This window comes from Rhizobium sp. 862_C5_N1_2 (genome assembly GCF_051811205.1).
In the GTDB taxonomy this organism is placed as follows: domain Bacteria; phylum Pseudomonadota; class Alphaproteobacteria; order Rhizobiales; family Rhizobiaceae; genus Rhizobium; species Rhizobium leguminosarum.
On sequence record NZ_JBPWPT010000004.1, the window covers coordinates 344,241 to 368,102 of the forward strand.

Consider the following 23,862-nt stretch of genomic DNA (forward strand, 5'->3'; position numbering starts at 1 on the left):
CCATGTTTGATTTTTCGCTCGGCGAAACCGCGGACGCGATCCGTGAAACGACGGCGCGCTTTGCCGCCGATCATATTGCTCCGCTGGCTGCGGAGATCGACGAAAGCAACACATTTCCACGCCAGCTTTGGCCTGAGATGGGCGCGCTCGGCCTGCATGGAATCACCGTCGAAGAAGAATTCGGCGGCGCCGGTCTTGGTTATCTCGATCATGTCGTCGCCATGGAAGAGGTTTCGCGCGCCTCGGCCTCCGTGGGGCTCAGTTACGGCGCCCATTCCAATCTCTGCGTCAACCAGATCCGCCGCTGGGCCTCGCCGGAACAAAAGCGCCGCCACCTGCCGAAGCTGATCTCCGGCGAACATGTCGGTTCGCTCGCCATGTCGGAGGTCGGCGCCGGTTCCGATGTCGTCTCCATGCGGTTGCGTGCTGAGAAAAAGGGCGACCGCTATATTCTGAACGGCACCAAGTTCTGGATCACCAACGCGCCGCATGCTGATGTGCTTGTTGTCTATGCCAAGACCGATCCCGCAGCCGGCCCGAAAGGCATTTCCGCCTTCATCATCGAAAAGGGCCTGCCCGGTTTCAGCGTCTCCAAGAAGCTCTCCAAGCTCGGCATGCGCGGCAGCGACACGGCCGAACTGGTCTTCGAGGATTGCGCGGTGCCGGCCGAGACCCTGATGGGCCGGGAGGGAGAAGGCGTGAAGATCCTGATGTCCGGCCTCGATTACGAGCGCGCCGTGCTTGCCGCCGGACCGCTCGGCATCATGCAGGCCTGCCTCGACGTCGTGCTGCCCTATGTGCGCGATCGCAAACAGTTCGGTAAAGCGATCGGCGATTTCCAGCTGATGCAGGGCAAGATCGCCGATATGTATGTGGCGCTGAATTCGGCGCGCGCCTATGTCTATTCCGTCGCTCGCGCCTGCGATGCCGGCCGCGCGACGCGCACGGATGCAGCTGCTGCGATCCTCTTTGCCAGCGAGAATGCTGTGAAGGTCTCGCTGGAAGCGATCCAGGCGCTCGGCGGCGCCGGCTATACCAAGGAATGGCCGGTCGAACGCTTTTTGCGCGACGCCAAGCTTTACGATATCGGCGCCGGTACCAACGAGATCCGCCGTTACCTCATCGGCCGGGAGCTCATCGCATCATGACGGTGATTTCGACTGCGATCGACCGCGACAGTGACAGCTTCAAGGCCAATGCCAGCAAGAACAAGGCGCTTATCGACGAACTCTACGACCGTTCGGCGAAAGCGCGCGAGGGTGGATCGCAGACAGCACGCGAGCGCCACACCGGCAAGGGCAAGCTGCTGCCGCGCGACCGCATCCAGCTCTTGCTCGATGCCGGCAGCCCGTTCCTGGAGATCGGCACGCTGGCGGCCAACGGCATGTATGATGACGAGGCGCCCGGCGCCGGCATCATTACCGGCATCGGCCGCGTTTCCGGCCGCGAGGTGATGATCGTCGCCAATGACGCGACGGTGAAGGGCGGCGCCTATTACCCCCTGACGGTGAAGAAACATCTGCGGGCGCAGGAGATCGCCATGCAGAACCGGCTGCCCTGCCTCTATCTGGTCGATAGCGGCGGTGCCAATCTTCCGCATCAGGCCGAAGTCTTTCCCGACCGCGACCATTTCGGCGCGATCTTCTACAACCAGGCCCAGATGTCGGCCGAAGGCATTCCGCAGATCGCCTGCGTCTTGGGAAGCTGCACCGCCGGCGGCGCCTATGTGCCCGCCATGTCCGACGAAACGGTCATCGTGCGCAATCAGGGCACGATCTTCCTGGCCGGCCCGCCGTTGGTGAAAGCCGCGACCGGCGAGATCATCTCGGCCGAAGAGCTTGGCGGCGCCGAGACCCATGGGCGGCGCTCCGGCGTCGTCGATCATGTCGCCGAGAACGATGAACATGCGCTGCTGCTCGTTCGTGATATCGCAGGCACACTCAACAGTGTGAAATCAGTCGATATCGACCTCAAGCAGCCACAGCCGCCGAAACTCGATGCCGAGGATCTCTGCGGCCTCATCCCGGATGATGTGCGCTCGCCCTATGATGTGCGCGAGGTCATCGGCCGGATCGTCGATGGCTCGGAACTGCATGAATTCAAGTCGCTCTACGGCACCACGCTGGTCTGCGGCTTTGCCCGCATCTGGGGCATGCCCGTCGCCGTCATCGCCAATAATGGCGTGCTGTTTTCCGAAAGCGCGCTGAAGGGCGCCCACTTCATCGAGCTCGCCTGCCAGCGCCGCATACCCTTGCTGTTTCTGCAGAATATTTCCGGCTTCATGGTCGGCGGCCGCTATGAGGCTGGCGGCATCGCCAAGGATGGGGCCAAGCTGGTGACGGCGGTCGCGACATCAACCGTGCCGAAAGTGACCGTCATCATCGGTGGCAGCTTCGGCGCCGGCAATTACGGCATGTGCGGCCGCGCCTATCGCCCGCGTTTCCTCTTCACCTGGCCGAACAGCCGCATCAGTGTGATGGGCGGCGAACAGGCGGCCTCTGTGCTTGCCACCATACGCCGAGACTCCATGGAGGCGCGCGGTGAGAATTGGCCTATTGAAGAGGAGGATGCCTTCAAGGCGCCGATCCGCGCCGGCTACGAGGCCGAGGGAAATCCCTATTATGCCACCGCCCGCCTCTGGGACGACGGCATCATCGATCCACGCCAGACGCGGGATGTGCTGGGCCTTGCCTTTTCCGCCTGCCTGAATGCGCCGATCCCGAAAGGGCCGCGCTTCGGCCTGTTCAGGATGTGAGGCGCCGATGATGGAAAGCCTTCTCATTGCCAACAGGGGCGAAATCGCCCGCCGCATCATCCGCACGGCCAAGATGCTCGGCATCCGCACCATCGCCGTCTATTCCGAGGCCGATGCCGGCCTGCCCTTCGTAAGGGAGGCGGACGAGGCGATCGCCATCGGCCCCTCGCCTGCCCGGGAAAGCTATCTCTCGCAGGAACGCATCCTGGAGGCCGCCCGGCAAACAGGCGCTGCGGCGATCCATCCCGGCTACGGTTTCCTTTCGGAAAATGCCGAGTTTGCCGAAGCGGTGGAAAAGGCCGGGATCATCTGGGTCGGCGCGCCGCCTGCCGCCATCCGTGCGATGGGACTCAAGGATGCCGCGAAAGAATTGATGCAGGCGGCCGGCGTGCCTGTGACCCCTGGTTATCTCGGGCCGGACCAGAGCGAAGAGAGGCTGGCGGCTGAGGCGGACACCATCGGTTATCCCGTGCTCATCAAGGCCGTCGCCGGCGGCGGCGGCAAGGGCATGCGCCGCGTCGAGCGCGCGCAAGATTTCGCAGAACTTCTCGCCTCCTGCCGCCGGGAGGCGGCCGCCTCCTTCGGCGACGACCGCGTGCTGATCGAACGTTATATCGCCAATCCGCGCCATATCGAGGTTCAGGTTTTCGCCGACATGTTCGGCAATTGCGTTCATCTGTTCGAACGTGACTGCTCGCTGCAGCGCCGTCACCAGAAAGTCATTGAGGAGGCCCCTGCTCCCGGCCTCGACACCGCTACCCGGGCAGTGATCTGCGATGCGGCGGTAAAGGCCGCAAGAGCGGTGAATTATGTAGGCGCCGGCACCATCGAATTCATCGCCGATGCCTCGGAGGGCCTTCGCGAAGATCGCATCTGGTTCATGGAGATGAACACCCGCCTGCAGGTAGAGCATCCCGTCACCGAGGCAATTACTGGCGAGGATCTGGTGCTCTGGCAGTTGACGGTCGCTAGCGGCGAGCCCTTGCCGAAAATGCAGGACGAGATCGCCATGAACGGCTGGGCGTTCGAAGCCCGGCTCTATGCCGAAAATCCTGCCGCCGGCTATCTGCCCTCGACCGGCCGACTTGAACATCTCAGCCTGCCGGAGTCCGTCCGTGTCGATAGCGGTGTCGAGCAAGGGGATGAGATCACCGCCTTCTATGACCCGATGATCGCCAAGATCATTGCCCATGGACCGAACCGCGAGGCAGCACTTTCGAAGCTCGCAGCCGCCTGCGCAGGTATCGAGGTCTGGCCGGTCAAATCCAATGCCGGCCTGCTTGCTCGCATCGCCGTCGATCCGGATTTTTGCGCAGCTCGGATCGATACCGGCTTTCTCGACCGGCATGGCGATAGCCTTGTGGCGACGGAGCCGAGCGAGATCGCGATCGACACCGCAGCCACCGTGCTGCTTTCAAAAAATACGGATAGTGATCCCTGGTCCGTGCTCGCCGGGTTCCGCATCGCCGGCGCGGATGACAGGAGGGTGCGTATCCGTATCGGCGATCACCTCCATTGGGGGCAATCGCGTCGGGAGCTTGAAGCAAAGACCGTCACGATCGGTGAAACGACGGTGCTTTTCGACGCCGGCAATGCCTGGCCGATCCGCCTGCCCGTTGCCAGCGAAGTCGAGGCAAGTCAGGGCGCCGGCGATGGCGCGATCCTTTCACCCATGCCCGGCCTCGTCATTTCGGTGGATGTCGCCGAAGGCGATCGTGTCGCCAAGGGGGACCGCCTGCTGACGGTTGAAGCGATGAAAATGGAGCATTCGCTGCGCGCACCCTTCGATGGCATCGTCGAAAAACTGCAGGTTTCCTCGGGTATCAGGGTCTCGGAAAACCAACTCGTCGTCAGCGTTGTGAAGGAGCAGGATTGATGGCCGGCCGTTATTTCGACGAGTGGACGGTCGGCGACCGCATCGCCCACGACATCCGTCGCACTGTCACCGAGACCGACAATCTGCTGTTCACGACGCTCTCCCATAATCCGCAGCCGCTGCATCTCGATGCCGATTATGCGGCCGGCACCGAATTCGGCCGGATCGTCGTCAACGGCACCTTCACCTTTGCGCTCACCGTCGGCCTTTCGGTCGGCGACACCACGCTCGGCACGCTCGTCGCCAATCTCGGCTATGACAAGGTGACGATGCCAAAGCCGGTTTTCATTGGCGATACGCTGCGGGTGGAAACCGAGGTGATGGAACTGCGTCGCTCGAACTCCCGCCCCGATGCCGGCATCGTCACCTTCCGGCATATCACTCTGAACCAGCGCGGCGAAACCGTCTGCCAATGCCTGCGCACGGCAATGCTGAAGGTGAAGCCGTCATGAGGCTGCGCTCGCTGCTCTTTGCGCCCGGTGACCGGCCGGAGCGTTTCGAAAAGGCGCTCGCCTCAGGCGCCGATGCCGTCATTCTCGACCTGGAAGATTCGGTTGCGCCCTTGAACAAGCCGAAAGCGCGCGAGAGCGTGCACGAGTTCGTCCTGCATCATGCCGGCGAGACCAATCTCCTGATTCGGATCAATCCCCTCGCCTCGCCAGAATTCGAAGACGACCTGACCGCTTTGAGCGGCCTTCATCCTTTCGCAATCGTGCTGCCGAAGGCCGAGGGTGCCGCTTCGGTGCTGAAGCTCGCAGGCTCTCTTGCATCTGCAATTCCCATCTTGCCGATCGCAACCGAAACGCCATCGGCGATCTTCGAGATCGGCAGCTACCGGGATGTCTCGACCAGCCTCTGCGGCCTGACATGGGGCGCTGAGGATTTGCCCGCCGTGATGGGGGCTACGACCGCGCGGAGGACGGATGGCCGCTATACGCCACCTTTCGAGCTTGCCCGCTCGCTCACACTTTTCGGCGCCCATGCCGCCGCCGTCCAGGCAATCGACACCGTCTATCCCGATTTCCGCGATCTCAACGGTCTCAGGGCCTATGTCGGCCGCGCCCGGCGCGACGGCTTTTCCGGTATGATGGCCATCCATCCAAGCCAGGTCGAAGTGATCAATCACGCCTTCACGCCGGATGCATCCGAAATCGCCTGGGCGGAGAAAGTCGCCGCCGCCTTTGCCGCCAGGCCCGACGCAGGCGTCATTCAGCTCGACGGACGCATGCTGGACCTGCCGCATCTCAAGCTCGCGATCCGCATTCTCGATGTGGCTGGGCGATAGAGCAAATGCTCCGCCAATTAGTCTGACTTCGCCGTTCGCTCGGGAGCGTTCTGCGCTTGTTGCGTCAGGTAGCCGGCGCCAATGGCGACGTAGAGGTCCACATAGTCCTTGGCAACCTGCTGTACGGTGGCTGCAAGGCTTGCCTGGGCATCGGAGACCGAACGTTGCGCGTCCAGCACATCGAGCAGAGATGAAGCTCCATCCTTGTAGCTCGTGGTCGAAAGTGCGAGCGATTCCTGGGCCGTTTCCACCTGCCTGCGCAGCGGTCCCAACGTCTGCCTGTCGCGGCGGACTGCAGACAGGGCGTTTTCCACCTCTTGGACCCCGTTCAGCACCGCCTCTTTCCAGGCGAGATACTGGGTCTTGGCATCGGATTTTTCGATATCGACATTCGCACGCAATTTGCCGCCATCGAAGATCGGCAGGTTGAGCGTCGGTCCGAAAGACCAGCTGGTCAGGGTTCCGCCGCTGGCACCGGATGATTTGACCCAGCTCGGCGAGATCGAACCGGAGAGCGAGATCGACGGGTAGAGCTGGGCTTCGGCAGCGCCGATGTCGGCAACGGCTGCAGCCAGATCGCGTTCAGCCTTGCGGATATCGGGACGGTTGCGGATGAGATCGGCCGGAATGCCGGCGCGAATGTCGCCGCGGAAAACCGGCTGGCCGGCGCTTTTCTGCAGCTCGTTCATTAGCGAGGCCGCCGGCATCCCGAGCAGAGTGGCAATGTGATGGGCTGACTCGGTGAAGCTCTGTTCGAGGCCGGGAATGTCGGACTTTGTCGACTGTACCAGGCCCTCGGCCTGAACGACGTCGAGGCGGGAGGCCGCACCTGCCTTGAGCTGCAGCTGTGTCAGTTCGTAAGTCTGTTGGCGGGATTTCAAGCTCGCCTGTGAAAGCGCGATTCGCTCCTGGTAATAACGGGCGTCGATATAGCTCTCGATCAGGTCTTTCAGGAAAGTGAGCTTTGTGTTGTCGGCCGTTGCATAGGCGGCCCCCAGCGAGGCGATGGCACTCTCCTTCGAGCGACGGTATTGGCCGAAGAAGTCGAGCAGCCAGGAAAGGCTGGCCTGGCCGCCTGTGGTATTCTCGGTGCCGACCGTCGTGCGGAGCCGCCCCCTCTCGCCGGATACCGTGTGCGATGCGTCGACACTTAGGCTCGGCAGGCCGCCGGCGCCGGCAACCGTGACATTGGCGGAAGCCGAGTTGATGCTCTCGAGCGCCTGCAGCACATCGAGGTTCTCGCTGAGGCCATGGGCCACCATGCCGTCGAGCCGCTTGTCGCGATAGGCCGTCCACCACTGTGCCGTCACGACATCGCCGTTGCTCTTGGTCCCGCCCTCTTGGAATTTAGCAGGAAGCGGCATCTGTGGGGGAGCGTGATCCGGGCCGCTGACGCAGCCTGCCACCAAAAGCGTGAGTGCCGATGTGGCGTAGCGGAGGGATGATATTCTTGTGCAGAGCGACGGACTCACTGGCGAGCTTTCTGAACCGGGATCGTAGGTTCAGGCTTAGCGGCGCCAACGTTAATGGCGGTAAAGACACTGTAAAGTTAGGTAAAGTCTGGGTTGCGGGGCCTCATCCACCACCGCCTCGAGCTTCGTCGATTGGTCCTCAGGTGTGTTCGTCCGCCAAGCCATAGGGTACCGGCTTCCTGGGAAGCTCCAGGGTGACCGCCAGGCCTCCGGCATCCGGCAATGACGCATGTACACGCCCGCCGTGGCGTTCGATCGCCTGCCGGGTGATGGCCAGACCCAGGCCGTATCCGCCTCTTGGCACAGCCTCTTTACCACGTGAGAACGGCTGGAAAATCCGTTCGAGTTCGTCTCGGCGGACACCCGGCCCCTGATCCGTGACGCAGATTTTGAGGCGGCCGGTCGTCGCCTCGCAAGCCACTGATATGTGCGAATGCTCGGCCGTGTATTTGACGGCGTTGCGGACAACGTTTTCGAGCGCCCTGTAGATCAGCTCACCTTCGACCTCGGCGCGGAAGGTGCCCTCGACACTGGTTGTGATCGAGACCTCCCGTGCCTGGGCTTCGAATGCCGCGTCGCCGAGGATTTCGTTGAGGAGCTCGATGACATCCAGGGCCTGGGTCTTCAGCGGCAGGCCGGAGCCCGCGGTCAGCCTGGCAAGCGTCAGAACTTCGCCGACCAGCGCGTCGAGCCGTTCGACCTCCCGGTCCATCCGATCCAGCATGGCGCCGAGTTTGGCCGGGCTTTGCCGAAGGACGCCGACGGCGGCCTGCAGACGGGACAGGGGCGAACGCAATTCATGGGAGACGTCATGAAATAGCCTCTGCTGCGCATCCTGAAGCTCCTGAAGCCGCGCGGCAGTGGAATCGAAGTCGTGCGCCAGTGCGGTGACTTCATCCTTTCGGCCGGCCATCTGGTTGCCGATACGGAAGTCGAAGCGGCCATGGGCGAGCGCGCTCAGGCCGTCGCGCAGATGTACGACGGGTCGAATGAGATAGCGGGCGAGTGCGGCGGCAGCGACCGTACTCGAAACGAAAATCGAAAGCCAAGGAACCAGCAGCGCCAGGTTGTCCGCAACGTTGAGAAGGAAGTTCGCTTCTGGCACCACGGAGATCCGGTAGCAAATTCCGTCCTTCAGAATGGACTTCGTCTCTGCCCTGCCCTCGTCTCCGCACGCAGGCGACTCCATGGTTTTCGAAAGCGTCAGGCCCAGTGGCACCGTATATTCACTTGTGCGGATGAAGCGCGCTGCGGCGTCCTCCCCATCCCTTGCGAGCACGTTCGCCGTCAGCTTCAGAATGATCGCTCGCTCCTGGTATTCCCGATCGCGGCCAGGCGGCGGGATCTGAAAGAGGTTGACGATCACGATGATGACCGTGAGCGTCGTTGCAAGCGTCAACCAGATCGTCGCGAAAAATTTCCAGAAAAGCCGGGGCATGGTCAGTCCACAAGTAGTTGATAGCCCTGGCCGCGAACGGACTGGATCCAGGATTGTCCGTCCTCCCTCAGTCCGAGCTTCTGACGAACGCTGCTGATATGGACGTCGATGCGGCGATCGAACGGGGTCAGCGGCTTGCCGAAGGCCCGCTTCGAAATTTCCTGCTTCGACACGAGCTGGCCGGCGCTGCGGGCAAGCACCTCGATTAGGCTGAACTCGGTGCCGGTCAGATCCAAGGTTTCTCCACGCCATTCGGCGATCCTGCTGCTCGGATGAATCACGAGTTTTCCCGCCCTGATCGTGTCGGTCGTCGCGCCGGCCGCAGGCTGACCTGCCCGACGGAGGATGGCGCGCAACCTCGCCGCAAGTTCGCCCGGCGAGCATGGCTTCGGCACATAGTCGTCCGCGCCGAGATTGAGACCCGATATCCTGTCGACGTCATCGCCCCTTGCGGTCAGCATCAGGACCGGGACCTGGCTGAGCTTCCTGATCCTCTGCAGAACCTCGATCCCGTTCATCCGAGGCATCATGATGTCGAGCACGATAATATCGACCGTGTTGCCCGCAGCAGCGGCAATCGCGGCGCGACCGTCCGTATCCGTGACCACCTCATATCCTTCTTCGACCAGATATTCCTGCAGAAGCGTCGTCAGCTCGGCATCGTCGTCGATGAGGAGAACCTTGTTCATTCACTTCGTCCGTCATTGATCCGGGTAAGCCATACAGCACAAACACAGTCGCATGAGCGAGTTTTACCTAACTTAACACTAACTTGACCGCACTTAACGTTCACCCCGTTACTTATCCTTCCATGACATCACCGCGAGCCAGGATCGGGTTGCCTCAACATGAGCCGCAATCCTTCATCGAGTTGGCACGGATCGGGAAAAGGCACCCATGCCTTTGACCACAAGGAGTGCATCGTTGAGAAAACCGCCCAGAATATTCGCTGCTGCTCTTGTTGCGGCAGCGCTCCTGCTTCCCCTGCGCAATACCATGGCGGATCAATCCGCCGCACCCGCCCTTACCGTCTCGCTGGTGACGCCGGCTGAGCGGGACTGGCCGGAAACCGTTCCCGCAAGCGGTTGGCTGAAGCCTTGGCAGGAAGCCATCATCGCTTCCGAGACGAGCGGTCTGCGCGTAACCGAAATTCTGGCCGACGTCGGTTCCGTGGTTAAGAAGGGGCAGACCCTCGTGCGGCTGTCGCAGGACAGCGTGCAGGCCGACCTTCGCAAGCAGGAAGCGGCTGTCGTGACCGCTAAGGCAAACCTGACAAAGGCGAAGGCCAATGCCGATCGGGCTCGGCAGCTACGCTCTTCGGGCGCCCTTTCGGATGAGAAGATTGTCGAATATTTCGCCGACGAACAGACCGCGACGGCAAGTCTTGCGTCTGAAGAGGCGGCGCTCGACAGCCAGAAGATCAAGCTCGACCAGACAACCGTCACGGCCGTCGACGACGGCCTTATAACCTCGCGATCGGCCGAACTCGGCGCGGTCGTCTCGTCGGGCACCGAACTGTTTCGCCTCGTCCGTCAGCAGCGGGTCGAATGGCAGGCCGAGGTTTCGGCCCGTTACCTCTCACGCATCTCGGAAGGATTGAGCGTCGACATCGACGGGCCGGACGGACGTCCCCTTCAGGGCAAGGTAAGGCTCGTCGGACCTTCGATCGACACCAATACAAGCCGGGCGATCGTCTATGTCGCGCTTCCCCAGGACGTTCAGCCGCGCACCGGTCTTTATGTCACGGGCACTATCGAACTGAGGACCACGCCGGCGCTGACGGTTCCGGAGACCGCGATCGTTTTCCGTGACGGCATAAACTACGTCTTTGCCGCCGGCGAGAACAAGCGGGTAAGGCGGGTGCGGGTGGAGACCGGCCGTCGCACCGACGGCGAAGTCGAGATCGTCTCCGGCATAGATAAGTCGGCGAGAGTGGTGACGTCGGGCGGAGCGTTTCTGTCGGACAACGATCTCGTGAAGATTGCGGGAGAAGGTTGATGAACTTTTCCGCATTTTCAATCCGCAATCCCGTACCGGCAATCCTGCTCTTTGCGATGCTTGCCGTCGGCGGTTTGCTGGCCTTCAAGCATCTGCCGGTCCAGAATTTCCCCGATATGGACCTCCCGACCATCAAAATTACCGCGACGCTCGATGGCGCCGCGCCGGCGCAGCTCGAGACGGAGGTCGCCCGCACGATCGAGGACAATCTTGCCTCGCTGAGCTATCTCGACCACGTCACCACGACGATCACCGACGGCACGGTGTCGATCAGTGTCTCCTTCAAACTGGAGAAGGACAGCGAAACGGCCCTGAATGAGGTTCGCAACGCCGTCGACAGCGCACAAGCCGATCTGCCGGCGCAGATGCAGACACCAAGCGTCACCAAAGTCACCGTGCAGAGTTCGGCGCTGGTCACCTATGCCATCCGGTCTACGGCCCTCAATGAAACCGAGCTCTCCTGGTTCATCGACAACGATCTGACCAAGGCGCTCCTGTCGGTACCGGGCGTCGGACAGGTCAACCGCATCGGCGGTGTCGACCGCGAGGTTCACGTCGACCTCGATCCGACAACGATGGCTGCATTCGGCGTCACCGCGACCACTGTGTCGGCGCAATTGAAGTCGGTTCAGGCCGATACTTCGGGTGGCCTTGGGGAGATTGGCGGCACCCGTCAGACATTGCGCACGCTCGGCGCCGTGGCATCGGTCGACGCTCTGAAGGAGCTTAGAATTCCCCTGGCCAACGGGCAGCAGGTTCGCCTCGATGACGTCGCATCCGTCACGGACAGCTTCGCGGAGCGTTCTTCGATGGCCTATCTCGACGGTAAACCGGTGGTCGCGGTCGAGATCAAGCGCTCGAACGGGTTTTCGGACAGCGGTGTCGCGGACGATGTCGACAAGGCTATGAAACAGTTCGCAGCCAAACATTCCAACGTGCAGATCGAGGAGGCCTACAGCACGATCGGGCCGATCATCGACAACTACGATGGTTCGATGCACATGCTGTACGAAGGGGCGATCCTGGCGATCATCGTCGTCTGGCTCTTCCTTCGGGACTGGCGTGCGACCATCCTGTCGGCCGTGGCGCTGCCATTATCGGTCATACCGACCTTCCTTGTGATGTACCTGGCCGGCTTCAGCCTGAATATCGTCACCTTGCTGGCGCTGTCGCTCGTGGTCGGCATCCTCGTCGATGATGCCATCGTCGAGGTCGAGAACATCGCCCGCCACCTGCAAATGGGCAAGCGACCGATCGACGCCGCCATGGAAGCGGCCAACGAGATCGGGCTCGCCGTCATTGCAACCACCTTCACGCTGGTCGCGGTCTTCCTGCCGACGGCCTTCATGAGCGGCATACCGGGACTTATATTCCGCCAGTTCGGTATCACCGCCGCGGTGGCGGTCCTCGTCTCGCTCGTCGTCGCACGCCTGCTGACGCCGATGATGGCCGCCTATTTCATGAAGGCCCATCCGACGGAGGAAAAGGATGGCCGCGTCATGCGCGCCTATCTGGCAATCGTGAAAGCCGCCATGAACCGCAGGAAGACCACGGTGGCAGTGACTGCCGTCGTCGTCGCGCTTTCGCTTGCCACCATCCCACTCCTGAAATCCGGCTTCCTGCCCGCTTCCGACGACGCACGAGCCCAGATCACGCTCACCATGCAGCCGGGTGCCACTATCGAGCAGACGGACGCCACCACCACGAAGGCCGCCGATATCGTCGGCAAGCTCCAGGACGTGACACATGTCTTTTCCTCGGTCGGTTCCGCATCCTCGGGCGGTGGCCCCGACTCGAGCACCACCAGCAGCGTCGGATCCGCGACGATCGTCGCTGTACTGTCGCCCATCGGCGAGCGCGATCGCAAACAGTCGGAAATCGAAAACGACATCCGGCAGGCTCTCTCGGTGCTTCCCGGTGTGCGGGTCGCGGTCGGCGGCGGTGGCAACGGCACGAAGCTGGAGATCACCCTTGCCAGTGACGATGCCAACGCGCTTGACAGTGCAAGCACGGCGCTCGAGGAACAGCTCCGCACGCTGCAGGGCATCGGCGCGGTGACATCAACAGCGGCCAGGCAAGCGCCCGAGATCCAGATCACGCCCGACTTTGCGCGCGCTGCAGCGCTCGGGGTGACCTCGAGCGCCATCGCCGAGGCGGTGCGCGTGGCGACGAATGGGGAATATTCCGCCGATCTGCCGAAGCTCAACCTGCCACAGCGCCAGGTTCCCATCGTCGTCCGCTTCAGCCCCGAGACACGCACCAAGCTCGACGATATCAAGAACATGCGGGTAGCCGGAACGAACGGCAATGTCGATCTCGGATCGATTGCCGATATCCGGATCGGCGGCAGCCCGTCGGAGATCGACCGCATCGATCGGATGCGCAATGTCACCCTTTCCGTCGAGCTCAACGGCCGCATCCTGGGCGATGTCAACCGCGAGGCGCAGGCTCTGCCGGCACTCAGGCGCCTGCCGCCGGGGGTCACCCTTGTCGAACAGGGCGAACTTCAGCGCAGTTCGGAGCTGTTCCAGAGCTTTGGCCTTGCAATGGCGATCGGCGTGTTCTGCATCTACGCAGTCCTCGTCCTGCTCTTCCACGACTTCCTGCAGCCACTCACCCTTCTGATGGCTCTGCCGCTCTCGCTCGGCGGTGCGCTGGTGCCGCTGGTGGTGACCGGAACCAGCTTCTCGATGTCGGCGGTCATCGGGTTGCTCATGCTCATGGGCGTGGTGACGAAGAACTCCATCCTTCTCATCGAATACGCGATCATGTCGCGTCGCCAGGGCATGTCGCGGTTCGATGCCCTTGTGGATGCCTGCCACAAGCGCGCGCGACCGATCATCATGACCACCATCGCCATGGCATTCGGCATGCTTCCGGTCGCTCTCAGCCTGACAGGCGGCGATTCCAGCTTCCGGCAGCCGATGGCGATCGTGGTGATCGGCGGGGTCATGATGTCGACGCTGCTCAGCCTCATCGTCATCCCCGTCATCTTCACCTTCGTCGACGACCTCAACGAGGCGCTCAAGCGCCTTGTGCGCCGGACCGGGCCTGATACCGCCGACTCGGAACCGCAGGCATCCAACGATCGCGCGGCGATCACCTTCAAGCCCGAGCTTTCGAAGCGAGGGCAAGGTCAGAGATGACTGCTTTTGGCAAGCTATTCGCAAGATGGTCCAGCGCCCGATACCGGCGACGCCCGGCGACCTTCATGGCAACCTCTTCGGTCGAATTCCCTCCCCCGGAACGAGACCGCGGGACGTGTTCCCCCGCAGGCGGCCTCGCGCCGCCTGCGCGTCCTGCATCTTCCCTGCCAACAGCGTACCTCGCTGTGTCACAGAAAGAACCTTTACCAAACTTTACACTTCCTTAACCGCGCTTAACATCCGCACAGCTATTAGAGTTCGACCTCAGCTCAATCCGGAGTGTCGTGTGTCCAAGGCACATCGAAATATTCTGCGTTGCCGCCTCGCGGAGCGGAAAATCATACTTGCCGAGATTTGGCCGTGGTTGCTGAAGCTTAATTCAAAGAATTATATCTCAATTTCTGCTTTCTTAAGTCCCTGGATCCAATCAGGCCGAGCAGAAAACGTTCGAATAGAGCGTGATGCTCTACTGGAAGACATTTCAATTGGAGGAACGGGGTGATTGATGCTCCGGGTGATCAGCACGCGTTTGCTGGACAGATCGAACAGCTCAACAGGGCAGCACGCCCTATCTCATGCTGAATATTGCCGGGCGTCATGACAATGGCGTCATCGCTTCGAAATCTGGCAAGGCGCCGCTGGCGTAGCCGACCGCCTCGAGTGAAGTGATAGTGATCCGGCCGTCGCGGATCGACAGCAGCGGTCCGTCGGCTCCCTGCTCGTAGAGATCGGGATGGGCCGCAGCAAAGCGCGCCTTCTCCGCCTGCGACGCTCCCTGCATGCCGGCCACATAGTGATGACCGTTGCGTTCGACATGGGAGAGGCCGAGCAGCGAGACCAGCGCCAGATCCTGCTGCACGGCGAGCCCGGCTTGGCAGGTCAGATCCTCGCCCGAGAGGAACAGTCCCGGCACCGTTCCGGTTCTGATGCGGATCGCCTTCAGTAACGAACGGTAAATGCCCTTGCAGGTTTTCGAGGAGACGCCGGTATAGCCGAGCCGTCTGGCGGAGGCGAAGGCGCCATCGCCGTCGTCGCTCTCATCGATCAGGAAGGGCAATTGCGCCGCCAGATCTCCCAGCGACGTGTCCATGGTGATTGCGCGCGAGAACGGCTGTTCGACAAAGGCAATGGCCGTGCGCAACCTCGCCAGCTGCGGCATCGCCTCGATTTGCGCCAGCAGGGCGGCGAGCTGTTCGGCGGCGCCAAACTGTTCGTTGCCGTCAACCGTCACCCGATAGTCGGGCATGCGGTCCAGCACGGCGGCGATCCGCATCAGGCGGTCGATATCGACATCGATCGCGCCCGAAAGCTTAATCTTGAACCAGCGGTTGCCATAGCGCGTTATCACCGACTCGAGGCTTTCCGGCAGGCCGTCACCGACGGGATAGACGACATCGCCCTCGCTGATCGGATCGAGAAGCCCGATCGTATGCCGGGCCGAGATCGAGCCAGCAGGACGAAGATCGGAAAGCACCACCAGCGCTGCATCCGCGTCGATATCGTCGGGCAGCATGGGGCCGCCGATGCCGACGAGATTGCCCTGCACCGCCTCGAAGAAGGAAATGCCGGCAAGGCGGCAGTAGGCATCGAGCGCGGCGCGGGCGATGAGCGAAGGGCCGAAACCGGCGGCCAACGGATTTCCAGGCAAACGCCGCACGGTTTCCATCTCGTTCAGGCGGGCGGCGGCAAACAATGTCGTCGGCGCCGACGGCTCGAGCGAAGCGGCAGCAGCAGTGCGGATCGAAGTGCGCAACTGATCGACATTCTGCGCCGGCGTCAGCGCCGGGTTCTTGTCGAACCATTTCGGCACCATCATCTCGGCGGCGGCGCCAAGGGCGGTTCGCCCCTCTTCATCCTCGATACGGACCCTGAGAAAGGCTTGCGGCGCCTTTTCGAGAGTTGCCGCGCCAAAGCGGAACGGCAGGCGCAGCTTGATATCGCGCTCGAAGGCGTCGATCTCGATGATTCTGATACGCGGCGCGGTCACGGAACCTCCAATGCTTCTGTCCATGGTCATGCCATGCGGTCGAGCATGGCGCGCGAGACTTCATGATGGAGCGGTTCGCGGCGAAGCAGCCGGCCGATCTCATCCACCATGGCCTGTCCTTGGGCGAGATGCGCCTCTTCGGTGTGACCGGCGGCGTGCGGCGAAATGGTGACATTGGCCAATGCGGGATCGCGGAAGGGACTATCCGGAGGCAACGGCTCGTCGTCAAAGACATCGAGAGCCGCCTCGATGCGGCCGGAGCGGATCTCGGCGAGCAGAGCCGCCTCGTCGACCAGCTGCGAGCGCGCCGTGTTGATGAACAGCGCGCCGGGGTGTAGCAGCGCCAGTTCGGGGGCGCCGATCATGCGGTGCGTTTCGGGCAGGACAGGCGCATGCAGCGAGATCACGTCGCTCTGAGCCAGCATATCGTTCAATTCAGCGCTGAAAACGCCGAGCGCAGCAGCCACGCTATCGTGGAGAAAGGGATCGACAACCAGCACGCGGCAGCCGAAGGGAACGAGCAGCCGCATGACCGCCCGGCCGACATATCCAGCGCCGACGATGCCGACCGTTCTGGCGCCCAGCAATCTCTGTGGCACGGCTGCGCGGACGTCGAGCCATTCACCGCCGTTGCGCAATTGATGATGCAGCCGATGAATGCCGCGCATGGCGAGCAGCGCTTCGGCGACGACGAACTCGGCAACCGAGGCGGCAATTTTCGAGGCGGCATGGGTGACGCGAATGCCATCGTCGAACAGACGCGCCGGGACCAATGTGCGGACGCTGCCTGCCGAATGGGCAACAAGAGCGAGTTGCGGATGGCGCTGGCGCGCGGCAGGATCGAAGGGCGGCGTGCCCCATCCGGTGAGACATGCCGTGGCGCCTTGCAGCAGGTGGTCGACATCGGTGGCGTCGATGGTGGCGCCGGTCGGCCAACGCACCTCGCCAAGGGCGTTCAACTGGGCAATCGCTGCGTCGTCCAGCATCATCCGGCGAGTTTTTTCGGTCAGCAGTACGGCGATAACGGGAGCCTGTTCGTTCATGGTTCTACTCTTTCGCTGCGGCGACCAGGCGCCTGAGATGGGTAAGATCGGCGCGGACCTTGTCGAGCGCCTGCTCTCGAGAGACGCGGTATTGGGAATGCATCGAGAGCACCCCGGCAAATCCAGTGGCCACCAGATGCGGGACGATTTCGTTCCAGGGCACCATGCCTTCGTCGAGCCCGTACCAATCCGAATGCCATGCGCGCTGGCCGTGAGCTCCGTATGCGCCGGGGAACCAACCGCTGTTCTTGACGCCCATGCAGCAGAACCACGGTTCGAGAATATCGAGGGTCAGACGCCAGTCCTCGCTTCCCTCCCGAATGATCTGATTGGCAGGATCGGGATAGGCGCCGATCCTGACGGGATCACGCCCGGCCAGCAATTGCACCGCCAGAGCGCCCGAGCTGTGCAGGGTGCCGCCGTGAAGCTGGATTGTCAGCTTGACGGCGAAGCGTTCGGCCAGGCGCTCGAAGCCGTCGAGATCGCGCCGCGCCTCATCAAGCTGGGCCTGCCAGCGCCGCGACGGGTCGTAGCGCCAGAAGCCAAGCCGGACCTGCCCGATGCCAGCCTCGCCGCAACAGCCGAGAAGCCGGGATACGGCATCGTCGGGCCGGGTGGAACCGATGGTCGCCATCGGGGTGCGCAGGCCGGCCGCGGCAAAGAGCTTTACGGCCTTGACGATTTCCTCCGGCCTGTCAGGGGAAACGGCGTGGCCATCGCGAATGAGAAGATCGGCACAGTCGAATCCCAAACCGGCGGTGATCCCGGCCGCCTCCTCGAGCGGCAGACCCTCCAGGGTCTTGGTGAAATAAGCGATATCCATCGATCAGATCCCAGGCAGAAAGGCATTGTTCATGAGCGGGAAACACAAAGCTCGCTGCGGCGGCCAAATGCATCGCGGGCGCAGACCGCATAACGCACGCCCTCGGGCGGCGACATGTGCAGGAATGCCGTCGAGATCAGCGGCGCGGGACTGACTTTTTCAAAAGTCCCGCCATTGGTGCTGACCAAGACATCGTAGAAGATGGCAGGCCGGATATCGCCGGAAGCCCAGAAGAGCATGCGCTCTTCCCGACCGCCAAGACCAAGGTAACGTTCGACGACAAGGCCGGTCGGTGCCGCCGGAGGCGCGCCGACATCGGGAACGACAAGCACCTGCGTCAGCGACGGCAATGGCACATCGAGGTCGACGCTGATCCGGCCGTCATCGCAGTCGACGATGCTGATCGGATGCAGCAAGGCGGGCTCCTGCGCCCGGCGCAGTTCGGCAAACTGCGCCTCGGTCGGTGCGGGCGGTGCGCCGACCGGCTCGAAGGGGCCGCGCGGATTGCTTTCGTCGCGCTGGGCCTGCCAGACCTCCATCGGATTGGTGAATTCCTCATCGATGCGCAGCAGGCAAAGCGCGTGGCGGCCGGGAACCAAACCGCTCACCTCGAGGCGGACGGCGGTCCGGCCCGAACGGTTGATGGCGTCGACGCTATGGATGAGGCTGATGGAAACACCGCCGCCCGGCAGCCGTGTCGGCAGGATCGCCAGGCCATCCTGGTCGGGCGCAAGCGGCGGTTCGGCCCTCACCTTGCAAACGCTATCGCCCAGCGTTGCCAGCAGTTCCATCGATGTGAGGCCGGGCTTCTTGATGATGTCGAAGGGCGGCGCCCTGTCGACGTCCGTGACCAGCATATCCAGATTGGTCTTGTGCTCCCACTGCGCCTTGGTGAAATTGCGCGAACCGAAATAGGCAAAGATCGTGCGCTGGCTCCAGCCGCCGATAAAGGCGTGGTCATTGCTGAGGAAGGTGAAATTCGCCGCTTTCGGGGCGATGATGCGCCGGTCGTGCTGTTCGATGATGCGGGCGATGATGCCGGCGTAATAGGCCTTGCCATGCCAGCTATGGTGATCGCTCCACCCAAGCTGCGGATCGCATTCGTCGTTGATGATGGGCAGGCCCGCCAGGCGCGGGTGGTGCTCCTTGAGATAGTCGACGACGAGCAAGGTGCGGTCGACGATACCGTTGGTTTTCGGAGTCAGGTCTTCCTTGCTGCCGTTGACGCCCTTTTCATGGATCGAGATGTAGTCGATGCGCGGCGGACCACCGCCGGTCAGGCAGCTCATGCCGCTGTCGCAATGGGCCATGAGGGCGCGAAAGATCGGCGACAGCGTGCGGGCGGTGCCAGGCCCGCCCATCGGCAGGTTGGGATCGATGGCATCGAGCCCCGCGACGCAGGCGTCGTAATAGTTGGTGTAACCCTTGATCCCGTAGGTCCACCAGCCGGAATCGGCCTCGTTCGTCGTTTCGAAATACCATGTGCGCAATTCGTCCATGCCGTAACGCGCGCCATAACGGTCGACTGTTGCCGTCACGAGATCCCGCCAGCGCCTGACCTGATCCATGTCTTCATAGTCGGTGAACAGGCCGGATGGGTTGCCCATCAGCTCGAAGAACGGCTTCAGCCGGTGTTCGATCATCACGTCCAGCGCGCGATCGAGCAGGGACCAGTCATAACCGGCCCCGCCCTTCGCGCTCAGCAGATTGTAGAGATAGTGCACCCGCAGGAACTTGATGCCCTCATTCGGCAGGCCGCCGATATAGGCAAGCATCTGGCGCATCTCAGGTTCGAGAAGCAGCTCGGCGGGCGAAAAGCCGGTGCCGCGCCAGAACCGGTTGAACGGGCGTACCGCTTCGCTGGCATCAACGTTTATTCGCGTACGTTCACGCATGGGTCGTCTCTCCTTGGGCGGAAGTTGGCGGTGCGCCGCAATGCCGGCACACGAGGCCACGAGCCGGATTATTTGAACTTGTCGCGCATCGCATCGATGCCGGGGATGGTTTTGGTCAGATGCTGATGGGCGGGATCGAAGCGCTGGATCAGCCCCCGGCGATGCTTGCCGACGAGAATGGTAAAGATATAGCCCCGGTGCCCCGGCGAGGTGACCGTCGGGTGGTAACCCCGGTCAACCAGGACTGTGTCGCCGTTGCGGGTCATGAGGATCTTGACCGGACCGTCTTCGTCATAGGTGATCTGGCTGCCGAAGCCGGTCTCTGGCTGGAAGCGGTAGTGATAGAGTTCTTCGTGCCGGGTCTCGACGTCACCGTCTTCGGTATCGTGCTTGTGGGGGGGATAGCCGGACCAGCAGCCCTCGCTGGCATAGAGTTCACTCACCAGCAGGTTGCCGCAGCGTCCGTTCTGTCTTTGTCCGAGCAGGTGGACGATCCGCCGCTGGCTGTGCGTGTCCGACGAGCCGACATTGACCGCGTCGACCTCATCCGGCGTGATGCGAAATGCGGCGTAACGCGTGTCGCAGAGGCCGCCGGCAATGGCGACTTCCGCCGCCGCGCCACGAGCCGATATCCGGACATTGGCGCCGACGGGCGCGTAAACCGAGTCCGCATCGCCTCCCCAGATATCGGCTCGCCGGCCCACCGCTTCGAACATGATGTCATCGACCTCGATATCCACCTGCCCCGACAGCACGACGTAGAGGCTTTCGTGCATGGGCAGCCGCCGCGTGTCCTGGCCGTTGGCCGGAAGCGTGACGAGGTCGAAGTAGATGAGATCGAGCGTCGTGGAGGAGGTATCCACAATGGGACGCTGCTCGGAGCGTGGAATGAATTCGGGCATCAATTGAACTCCGGAACGGTACGGTCGGCGAAGGGATTAAGCGACAAGGATTCGGCGTAGTGACAGGCCACTGCGTGCCCATCGGCTGTGACGGTACGCAGCGCCGGCACCTCCTGCTTGCAAAGCTCGGTGGCGTAGCGGCAGCGAGGATGAAATGCACAGCCGGGAGGCGGATGGGCAGGATCGGCGACCTCGCCAGCCAGCCGAATGCGCTGGCCATGGCGGCGCATCCTCGGATCGGCGATCGGCACGGCCGAGAGCAGCGCTTCGGTATAGGGGTGGAGCGGGCGCGAAAAGATCTGCTCCGTCGGCGCCTTTTCGACCACCCGACCGACATACATGACGGCAATGTTATCCGAGATGTGCCGGACGACCGAGAGGTCGTGGGCCACGAAGAGATAGGTCAGACCGAACTGCTCCTGCAGGTCCTGCAGGAGGTTGATGGTTTGTGCCTGCACACTGACATCGAGCGCCGAAACGGCCTCATCGGCGATCACCAGCCGCGGATTGGAGGCCAGCGCCCGGGCGATGCCGATGCGCTGACGCTCGCCGCCAGAAAACGCGTGCGGATAGCGGTGCATGTATTCGGGCCGCAGGCCGACGCTCTGCATGAGGTCGGCGACCCGGTGCTCGAGCTCCCGGCCCTTGGCGATGCCGTTGACACCAAGCACCTCGCCGATGATGTCGATGACAGGAAGGCGCGGATTGAGCGAAGATTGCGGGTCCTGAAACACGATGCGCAGGTCGCGATGGATTTCGTCGAGGGCAGAACCCGACAATGCCGCGAGATCGACCGTGCCGCCATTGCGGCTGCGATAGCGGATTTCGCCGCTCGTCGGCTGATAGATGCGCAAGACCGTGCGGGCAAGCGTGGACTTGCCGCAGCCGGACTCCCCGACAATACCGAGTGTTTCGCCATCCTGGACGCGAAGCGAAACGCCATCGACCGCCTTGACGTGTCCGACCACACGCCGGAATGCGCCCTTGCGAATGGGGAAATGCATCCTGAGATCGTTCAGTTCGAGCAGCGGGCTTGGTTGCTTCATGAGATCGGCCATCATTGTCTTCCTTCGTAAAGCAGACAGCTGGCGACATGCCCGTCACCGATGGCGATGGGCTGCGGATCCTTTTGGTTGCACAGGCCCGCCCTCGCCTCTTTGCATCGGGGATGAAAGCTGCAGCCCTGGGGCCGGTTGAAACGCGAGGGCACCATGCCATCGATGATCGCGAGCCGTTCGGTGGGTTGCCCATGCATGCGTGGCACCGATTGCAGCAGCGCCTTGGTGTAGGGATGCGCCGGTGCGTGGAAGATCGTGTCGACATTGCCTGCCTCCACGACCCGGCCGACATACATGACGACGACCTCGTCGGCGATCTCGGCCACCACGCCGAGATCATGGGTCACGAACAGGACCGAGAGCCCGAATTCGGCCTGCAGCGAGGCCAGGAGATCGAGGATATTGGCCTGGGTGGTCACATCGAGTGCCGTGGTCGGCTCGTCGGCGATCAGCAGTCTGGGACGGCAGGCAAGCGCCAAGGCGATGCAGACGCGCTGGCGCATGCCGCCGGAAAACTGGAAGGCATAACTTTCCATGCGCTCGGCCGGCCGCGGAATGCCGACCAGAGCCAATGTCTCGATGGCATGTTCGCGCGCCTCCTTCTTTCCCATCTTCAGATGCAGGCGGATCACTTCCACCATCTGGTTGCCGATCGTATGAACGGGGGAAAGGGCGGCCATCGGCTCCTGGCTGATCAGGCCGATCTGGGCGCCGCGGATCGCCCGCATGTCGTGGCCGCGCGGATCGAGCGCCGCCAGGTCGACCGAGGGTGCTGCGGGATCCGGTCGGTAGCGGATTGCGCCCGAGACGATCCGCCCTCCCCGCGGAACCTGGTTGAGGATCGAGCGGCCGGTGATGCTCTTGCCCGAACCGGATTCGCCGACGACGCAGACCGTCTTGCCGCGCGGGATGGAAAAGGAGACGCCGTCGACCGCCTTGATCGTGCCCGCACCACCGAAGAAATGGGTCCTGAGATCAACGACCTCGATCAGCGGGTCACGATCCCCGTGCCGGCCTCCGGCTGCGGCAAAATTGGGATCAGTATTCATAGGGATCTGCAGCATCGCGTAATCCATCACCGAGGAAATTGAGGGCGAGCACGGTGACGATCACCGCGAGACCGGGAAGAAAGAGCCAGGGTGCGCTCGAGACGGCGAGAATGTTCTGTGCCTCCTGAAGCAGCACGCCCCAGCTCACCACCGGCGGGCGCAGGCCGATGCCGAGGAAGGAGAGCGCGGTTTCTGCGAGGATCATCGTCGGGATGGCGAGCGTCACCGAGGCAATGATGTGGCTCATGAAGGACGGAACCATGTGCCGCCAGATGATGCGCATCTGCGAGCAGCCATCGAGACGGGCGGCGATGACGAAGTCTTCCGTCTTGAGCGACAGGAAGCGCCCGCGCACCACCCGCGCCAGGTCGGTCCAGCCGATCAGCGACAGGATGATGGTGATCCAGAGATAGACCAGGATCGGATCGGCGCTGATCGGAACGGCAGCCGCAAGGCCCATCCACAGCGGGATGGTCGGGATAGAGTTGATGAGTTCGATGGAGCGCTGGATCACGTCGTCCACCCAGCCGCCGTAGAGCCCCGAGATGCCGCCCAGGATGATGCCGAGGATGAGGCTGATTGCCACCCCGATCAGTCCGACGGACATCGACACGCGCGTGCCGTGGACCGTCCGGCTGAAGACGTCGCGACCCAGCCGGTCGGCGCCGAACAGGTAGAATGGTTTGCCCATCTCGATCGGGCCGATCAGGTGCCGGTCGAAATCGAACAGCCCCCAGAGCCGGTAGGGTTCTCCCTTGACGAAGAAGCCGAGGGGGATGACAACGGCCGGATCGGGCACGTAATTGCGGCTGAGCGCGATCGGGTCAACCTTCATCGAATAACCGTTGACGTAGAGCGGATGAAACTGCCCGGCCGCGTCGTAGCCGGCGAACTTGATCTGCTGCGGCGGCGCATAGGTGTAGCGGGAATCGTAGGTCTGCGATGAAACCGGGGCGAGAACCTCGGCAAACAGGGCGACCAGGTAGATCAAAAAGATGACGACGCCTGCCGCCAGCGCCAGGCGATGGCGACGGAAGCGCCGCCAGATAAGCTTCCACTGGCCGGCGACCGCGTCGGAATTCCGGATCAGTTCAGGCTGTAGCGCGATGGCTTGATCGGTCATATCTATCGTCCT

Annotated in this window: 18 protein-coding genes; 7 read left to right on the plus strand and 11 right to left on the minus strand. The window is 62.6% G+C overall.

Annotated elements, in window-relative coordinates:
• The first annotated feature begins 2 nt into the window (after window positions 1-2).
• Genes ACD590_RS34400 through ACD590_RS34420 form a run of 5 tightly spaced genes read left to right on the plus strand, consistent with a single transcriptional unit; the run spans window position 3 to window position 5,916 of the window.
• A complete protein-coding gene (locus tag ACD590_RS34400) occupies window positions 3-1,148 on the plus strand; it encodes an isovaleryl-CoA dehydrogenase (RefSeq protein ID WP_128405261.1) in 1,146 nt (381 codons plus the stop codon).
• Complete coding sequence (locus tag ACD590_RS34405; protein WP_439004331.1) at window positions 1,145-2,755, plus strand: carboxyl transferase domain-containing protein; 1,611 nt, start codon at window positions 1,145-1,147, stop codon at window positions 2,753-2,755. The genes ACD590_RS34400 and ACD590_RS34405 overlap by 4 nt, the downstream gene beginning before the upstream one ends.
• A gap of 7 nt (window positions 2,756-2,762) precedes the next feature.
• On the plus strand, window positions 2,763-4,631 hold the full coding sequence (locus ACD590_RS34410; protein WP_439004332.1) for an acetyl/propionyl/methylcrotonyl-CoA carboxylase subunit alpha: 1,869 nt from the start codon (window positions 2,763-2,765) through the stop codon (window positions 4,629-4,631).
• Entirely contained in the window at window positions 4,631-5,083 is a 453-nt protein-coding gene (locus ACD590_RS34415) for a MaoC family dehydratase (RefSeq protein WP_018246756.1), read from the plus strand. The genes ACD590_RS34410 and ACD590_RS34415 overlap by 1 nt, the downstream gene beginning before the upstream one ends.
• Window positions 5,080-5,916, plus strand: coding sequence for an HpcH/HpaI aldolase/citrate lyase family protein (locus ACD590_RS34420; protein WP_439004333.1), 837 nt, complete (start codon window positions 5,080-5,082; stop codon window positions 5,914-5,916). The genes ACD590_RS34415 and ACD590_RS34420 overlap by 4 nt, the downstream gene beginning before the upstream one ends.
• Window positions 5,917-5,933: 17 nt before the next feature.
• On the opposite strand, the gene ACD590_RS34425 is transcribed toward ACD590_RS34420, so the two are convergent.
• The 3 genes from ACD590_RS34425 to ACD590_RS34435 all read right to left on the minus strand — a co-directional run bounded on the left by ACD590_RS34425 (window position 5,934) and on the right by ACD590_RS34435 (window position 9,515).
• Complete coding sequence (locus tag ACD590_RS34425; RefSeq protein WP_439004334.1) at window positions 5,934-7,388, minus strand: efflux transporter outer membrane subunit; 1,455 nt, start codon at window positions 7,386-7,388, stop codon at window positions 5,934-5,936.
• Between the two features lie 139 nt (window positions 7,389-7,527).
• Window positions 7,528-8,826, minus strand: a complete 1,299-nt coding sequence (locus ACD590_RS34430) for a HAMP domain-containing sensor histidine kinase (protein WP_439004335.1) — start codon at window positions 8,824-8,826, stop codon at window positions 7,528-7,530.
• 2 nt (window positions 8,827-8,828) lie between these two features.
• A complete protein-coding gene (locus tag ACD590_RS34435) occupies window positions 8,829-9,515 on the minus strand; it encodes a response regulator (RefSeq protein ID WP_047620457.1) in 687 nt (228 codons plus the stop codon).
• 208 nt (window positions 9,516-9,723) lie between these two features.
• Between ACD590_RS34435 and ACD590_RS34440 the strand changes: the two genes are divergently transcribed.
• Complete coding sequence (locus ACD590_RS34440) at window positions 9,724-10,824, plus strand: efflux RND transporter periplasmic adaptor subunit (RefSeq protein ID WP_247264090.1); 1,101 nt, start codon at window positions 9,724-9,726, stop codon at window positions 10,822-10,824.
• The gene (locus ACD590_RS34445) at window positions 10,824-13,970 is read left to right on the plus strand and encodes an efflux RND transporter permease subunit (RefSeq protein ID WP_439004336.1); all 3,147 of its coding nucleotides are present in this window, start codon (window positions 10,824-10,826) and stop codon (window positions 13,968-13,970) included. Before ACD590_RS34440 ends, ACD590_RS34445 begins: the two co-directional genes overlap by 1 nt.
• 595 nt (window positions 13,971-14,565) lie before the next feature.
• Here the strand turns inward: ACD590_RS34445 and ACD590_RS34450 are convergent.
• From ACD590_RS34450 to ACD590_RS34485, 8 genes are all read right to left on the minus strand, one after another.
• Window positions 14,566-15,987 carry a mandelate racemase gene (locus tag ACD590_RS34450; protein WP_439004337.1) on the minus strand — a complete coding sequence of 474 codons (1,422 nt, stop codon included), beginning with the start codon at window positions 15,985-15,987 and terminating at the stop codon, window positions 14,566-14,568.
• Window positions 15,984-17,000 carry a hydroxyacid dehydrogenase gene (locus ACD590_RS34455; RefSeq protein ID WP_439004338.1) on the minus strand — a complete coding sequence of 339 codons (1,017 nt, stop codon included), beginning with the start codon at window positions 16,998-17,000 and terminating at the stop codon, window positions 15,984-15,986. Before ACD590_RS34455 ends, ACD590_RS34450 begins: the two co-directional genes overlap by 4 nt.
• Before the next feature lie 4 nt (window positions 17,001-17,004).
• Window positions 17,005-17,823, minus strand: coding sequence for a sugar phosphate isomerase/epimerase family protein (locus ACD590_RS34460; protein ID WP_439004339.1), 819 nt, complete (start codon window positions 17,821-17,823; stop codon window positions 17,005-17,007).
• Between the two features lie 29 nt (window positions 17,824-17,852).
• Window positions 17,853-19,718 (minus strand): GH39 family glycosyl hydrolase, encoded by a 1,866-nt coding sequence (locus ACD590_RS34465; RefSeq protein WP_247264094.1) that lies wholly within the window; start codon window positions 19,716-19,718, stop codon window positions 17,853-17,855.
• A gap of 68 nt (window positions 19,719-19,786) precedes the next feature.
• On the minus strand, window positions 19,787-20,620 hold the full coding sequence (locus ACD590_RS34470; protein ID WP_439004340.1) for a 5-deoxy-glucuronate isomerase: 834 nt from the start codon (window positions 20,618-20,620) through the stop codon (window positions 19,787-19,789).
• A complete protein-coding gene (locus ACD590_RS34475) occupies window positions 20,620-21,678 on the minus strand; it encodes an ABC transporter ATP-binding protein (protein ID WP_439004341.1) in 1,059 nt (352 codons plus the stop codon). Before ACD590_RS34475 ends, ACD590_RS34470 begins: the two co-directional genes overlap by 1 nt.
• On the minus strand, window positions 21,678-22,727 hold the full coding sequence (locus tag ACD590_RS34480; protein WP_439004342.1) for an ABC transporter ATP-binding protein: 1,050 nt from the start codon (window positions 22,725-22,727) through the stop codon (window positions 21,678-21,680). Before ACD590_RS34480 ends, ACD590_RS34475 begins: the two co-directional genes overlap by 1 nt.
• Entirely contained in the window at window positions 22,717-23,850 is a 1,134-nt protein-coding gene (locus ACD590_RS34485; RefSeq protein WP_115157821.1) for an ABC transporter permease, read from the minus strand. The genes ACD590_RS34480 and ACD590_RS34485 overlap by 11 nt, the downstream gene beginning before the upstream one ends.
• Window positions 23,851-23,862: the final 12 nt, after the last annotated feature.

Excerpts from the sequence above, each read along its gene's own strand:
- ACD590_RS34460 (WP_439004339.1), bottom strand. The coding sequence starts at position 17,823 with ATGGATATCGCTTATTTCACCAAGACCCTGGAGGGTCTGCCGCTCGAG.
- ACD590_RS34450 (WP_439004337.1), bottom strand. The coding sequence starts at position 15,987 with ATGACCATGGACAGAAGCATTGGAGGTTCCGTGACCGCGCCGCGTATC.
- ACD590_RS34430 (WP_439004335.1), bottom strand. The coding sequence starts at position 8,826 with ATGCCCCGGCTTTTCTGGAAATTTTTCGCGACGATCTGGTTGACGCTT.
- ACD590_RS34470 (WP_439004340.1), bottom strand. The coding sequence starts at position 20,620 with ATGCCCGAATTCATTCCACGCTCCGAGCAGCGTCCCATTGTGGATACC.
- ACD590_RS34475 (WP_439004341.1), bottom strand. The coding sequence starts at position 21,678 with ATGGCCGATCTCATGAAGCAACCAAGCCCGCTGCTCGAACTGAACGAT.
- ACD590_RS34465 (WP_247264094.1), bottom strand. The coding sequence starts at position 19,718 with ATGCGTGAACGTACGCGAATAAACGTTGATGCCAGCGAAGCGGTACGC.
- ACD590_RS34435 (WP_047620457.1), bottom strand. The coding sequence starts at position 9,515 with ATGAACAAGGTTCTCCTCATCGACGACGATGCCGAGCTGACGACGCTT.
- ACD590_RS34400 (WP_128405261.1), top strand. The coding sequence starts at position 3 with ATGTTTGATTTTTCGCTCGGCGAAACCGCGGACGCGATCCGTGAAACG.
- ACD590_RS34455 (WP_439004338.1), bottom strand. The coding sequence starts at position 17,000 with ATGAACGAACAGGCTCCCGTTATCGCCGTACTGCTGACCGAAAAAACT.
- ACD590_RS34415 (WP_018246756.1), top strand. The coding sequence starts at position 4,631 with ATGGCCGGCCGTTATTTCGACGAGTGGACGGTCGGCGACCGCATCGCC.
- ACD590_RS34410 (WP_439004332.1), top strand. The coding sequence starts at position 2,763 with ATGATGGAAAGCCTTCTCATTGCCAACAGGGGCGAAATCGCCCGCCGC.
- ACD590_RS34485 (WP_115157821.1), bottom strand. The coding sequence starts at position 23,850 with ATGACCGATCAAGCCATCGCGCTACAGCCTGAACTGATCCGGAATTCC.
- ACD590_RS34445 (WP_439004336.1), top strand. The coding sequence starts at position 10,824 with ATGAACTTTTCCGCATTTTCAATCCGCAATCCCGTACCGGCAATCCTG.
- ACD590_RS34480 (WP_439004342.1), bottom strand. The coding sequence starts at position 22,727 with ATGAATACTGATCCCAATTTTGCCGCAGCCGGAGGCCGGCACGGGGAT.
- ACD590_RS34440 (WP_247264090.1), top strand. The coding sequence starts at position 9,724 with ATGCCTTTGACCACAAGGAGTGCATCGTTGAGAAAACCGCCCAGAATA.
- ACD590_RS34420 (WP_439004333.1), top strand. The coding sequence starts at position 5,080 with ATGAGGCTGCGCTCGCTGCTCTTTGCGCCCGGTGACCGGCCGGAGCGT.
- ACD590_RS34405 (WP_439004331.1), top strand. The coding sequence starts at position 1,145 with ATGACGGTGATTTCGACTGCGATCGACCGCGACAGTGACAGCTTCAAG.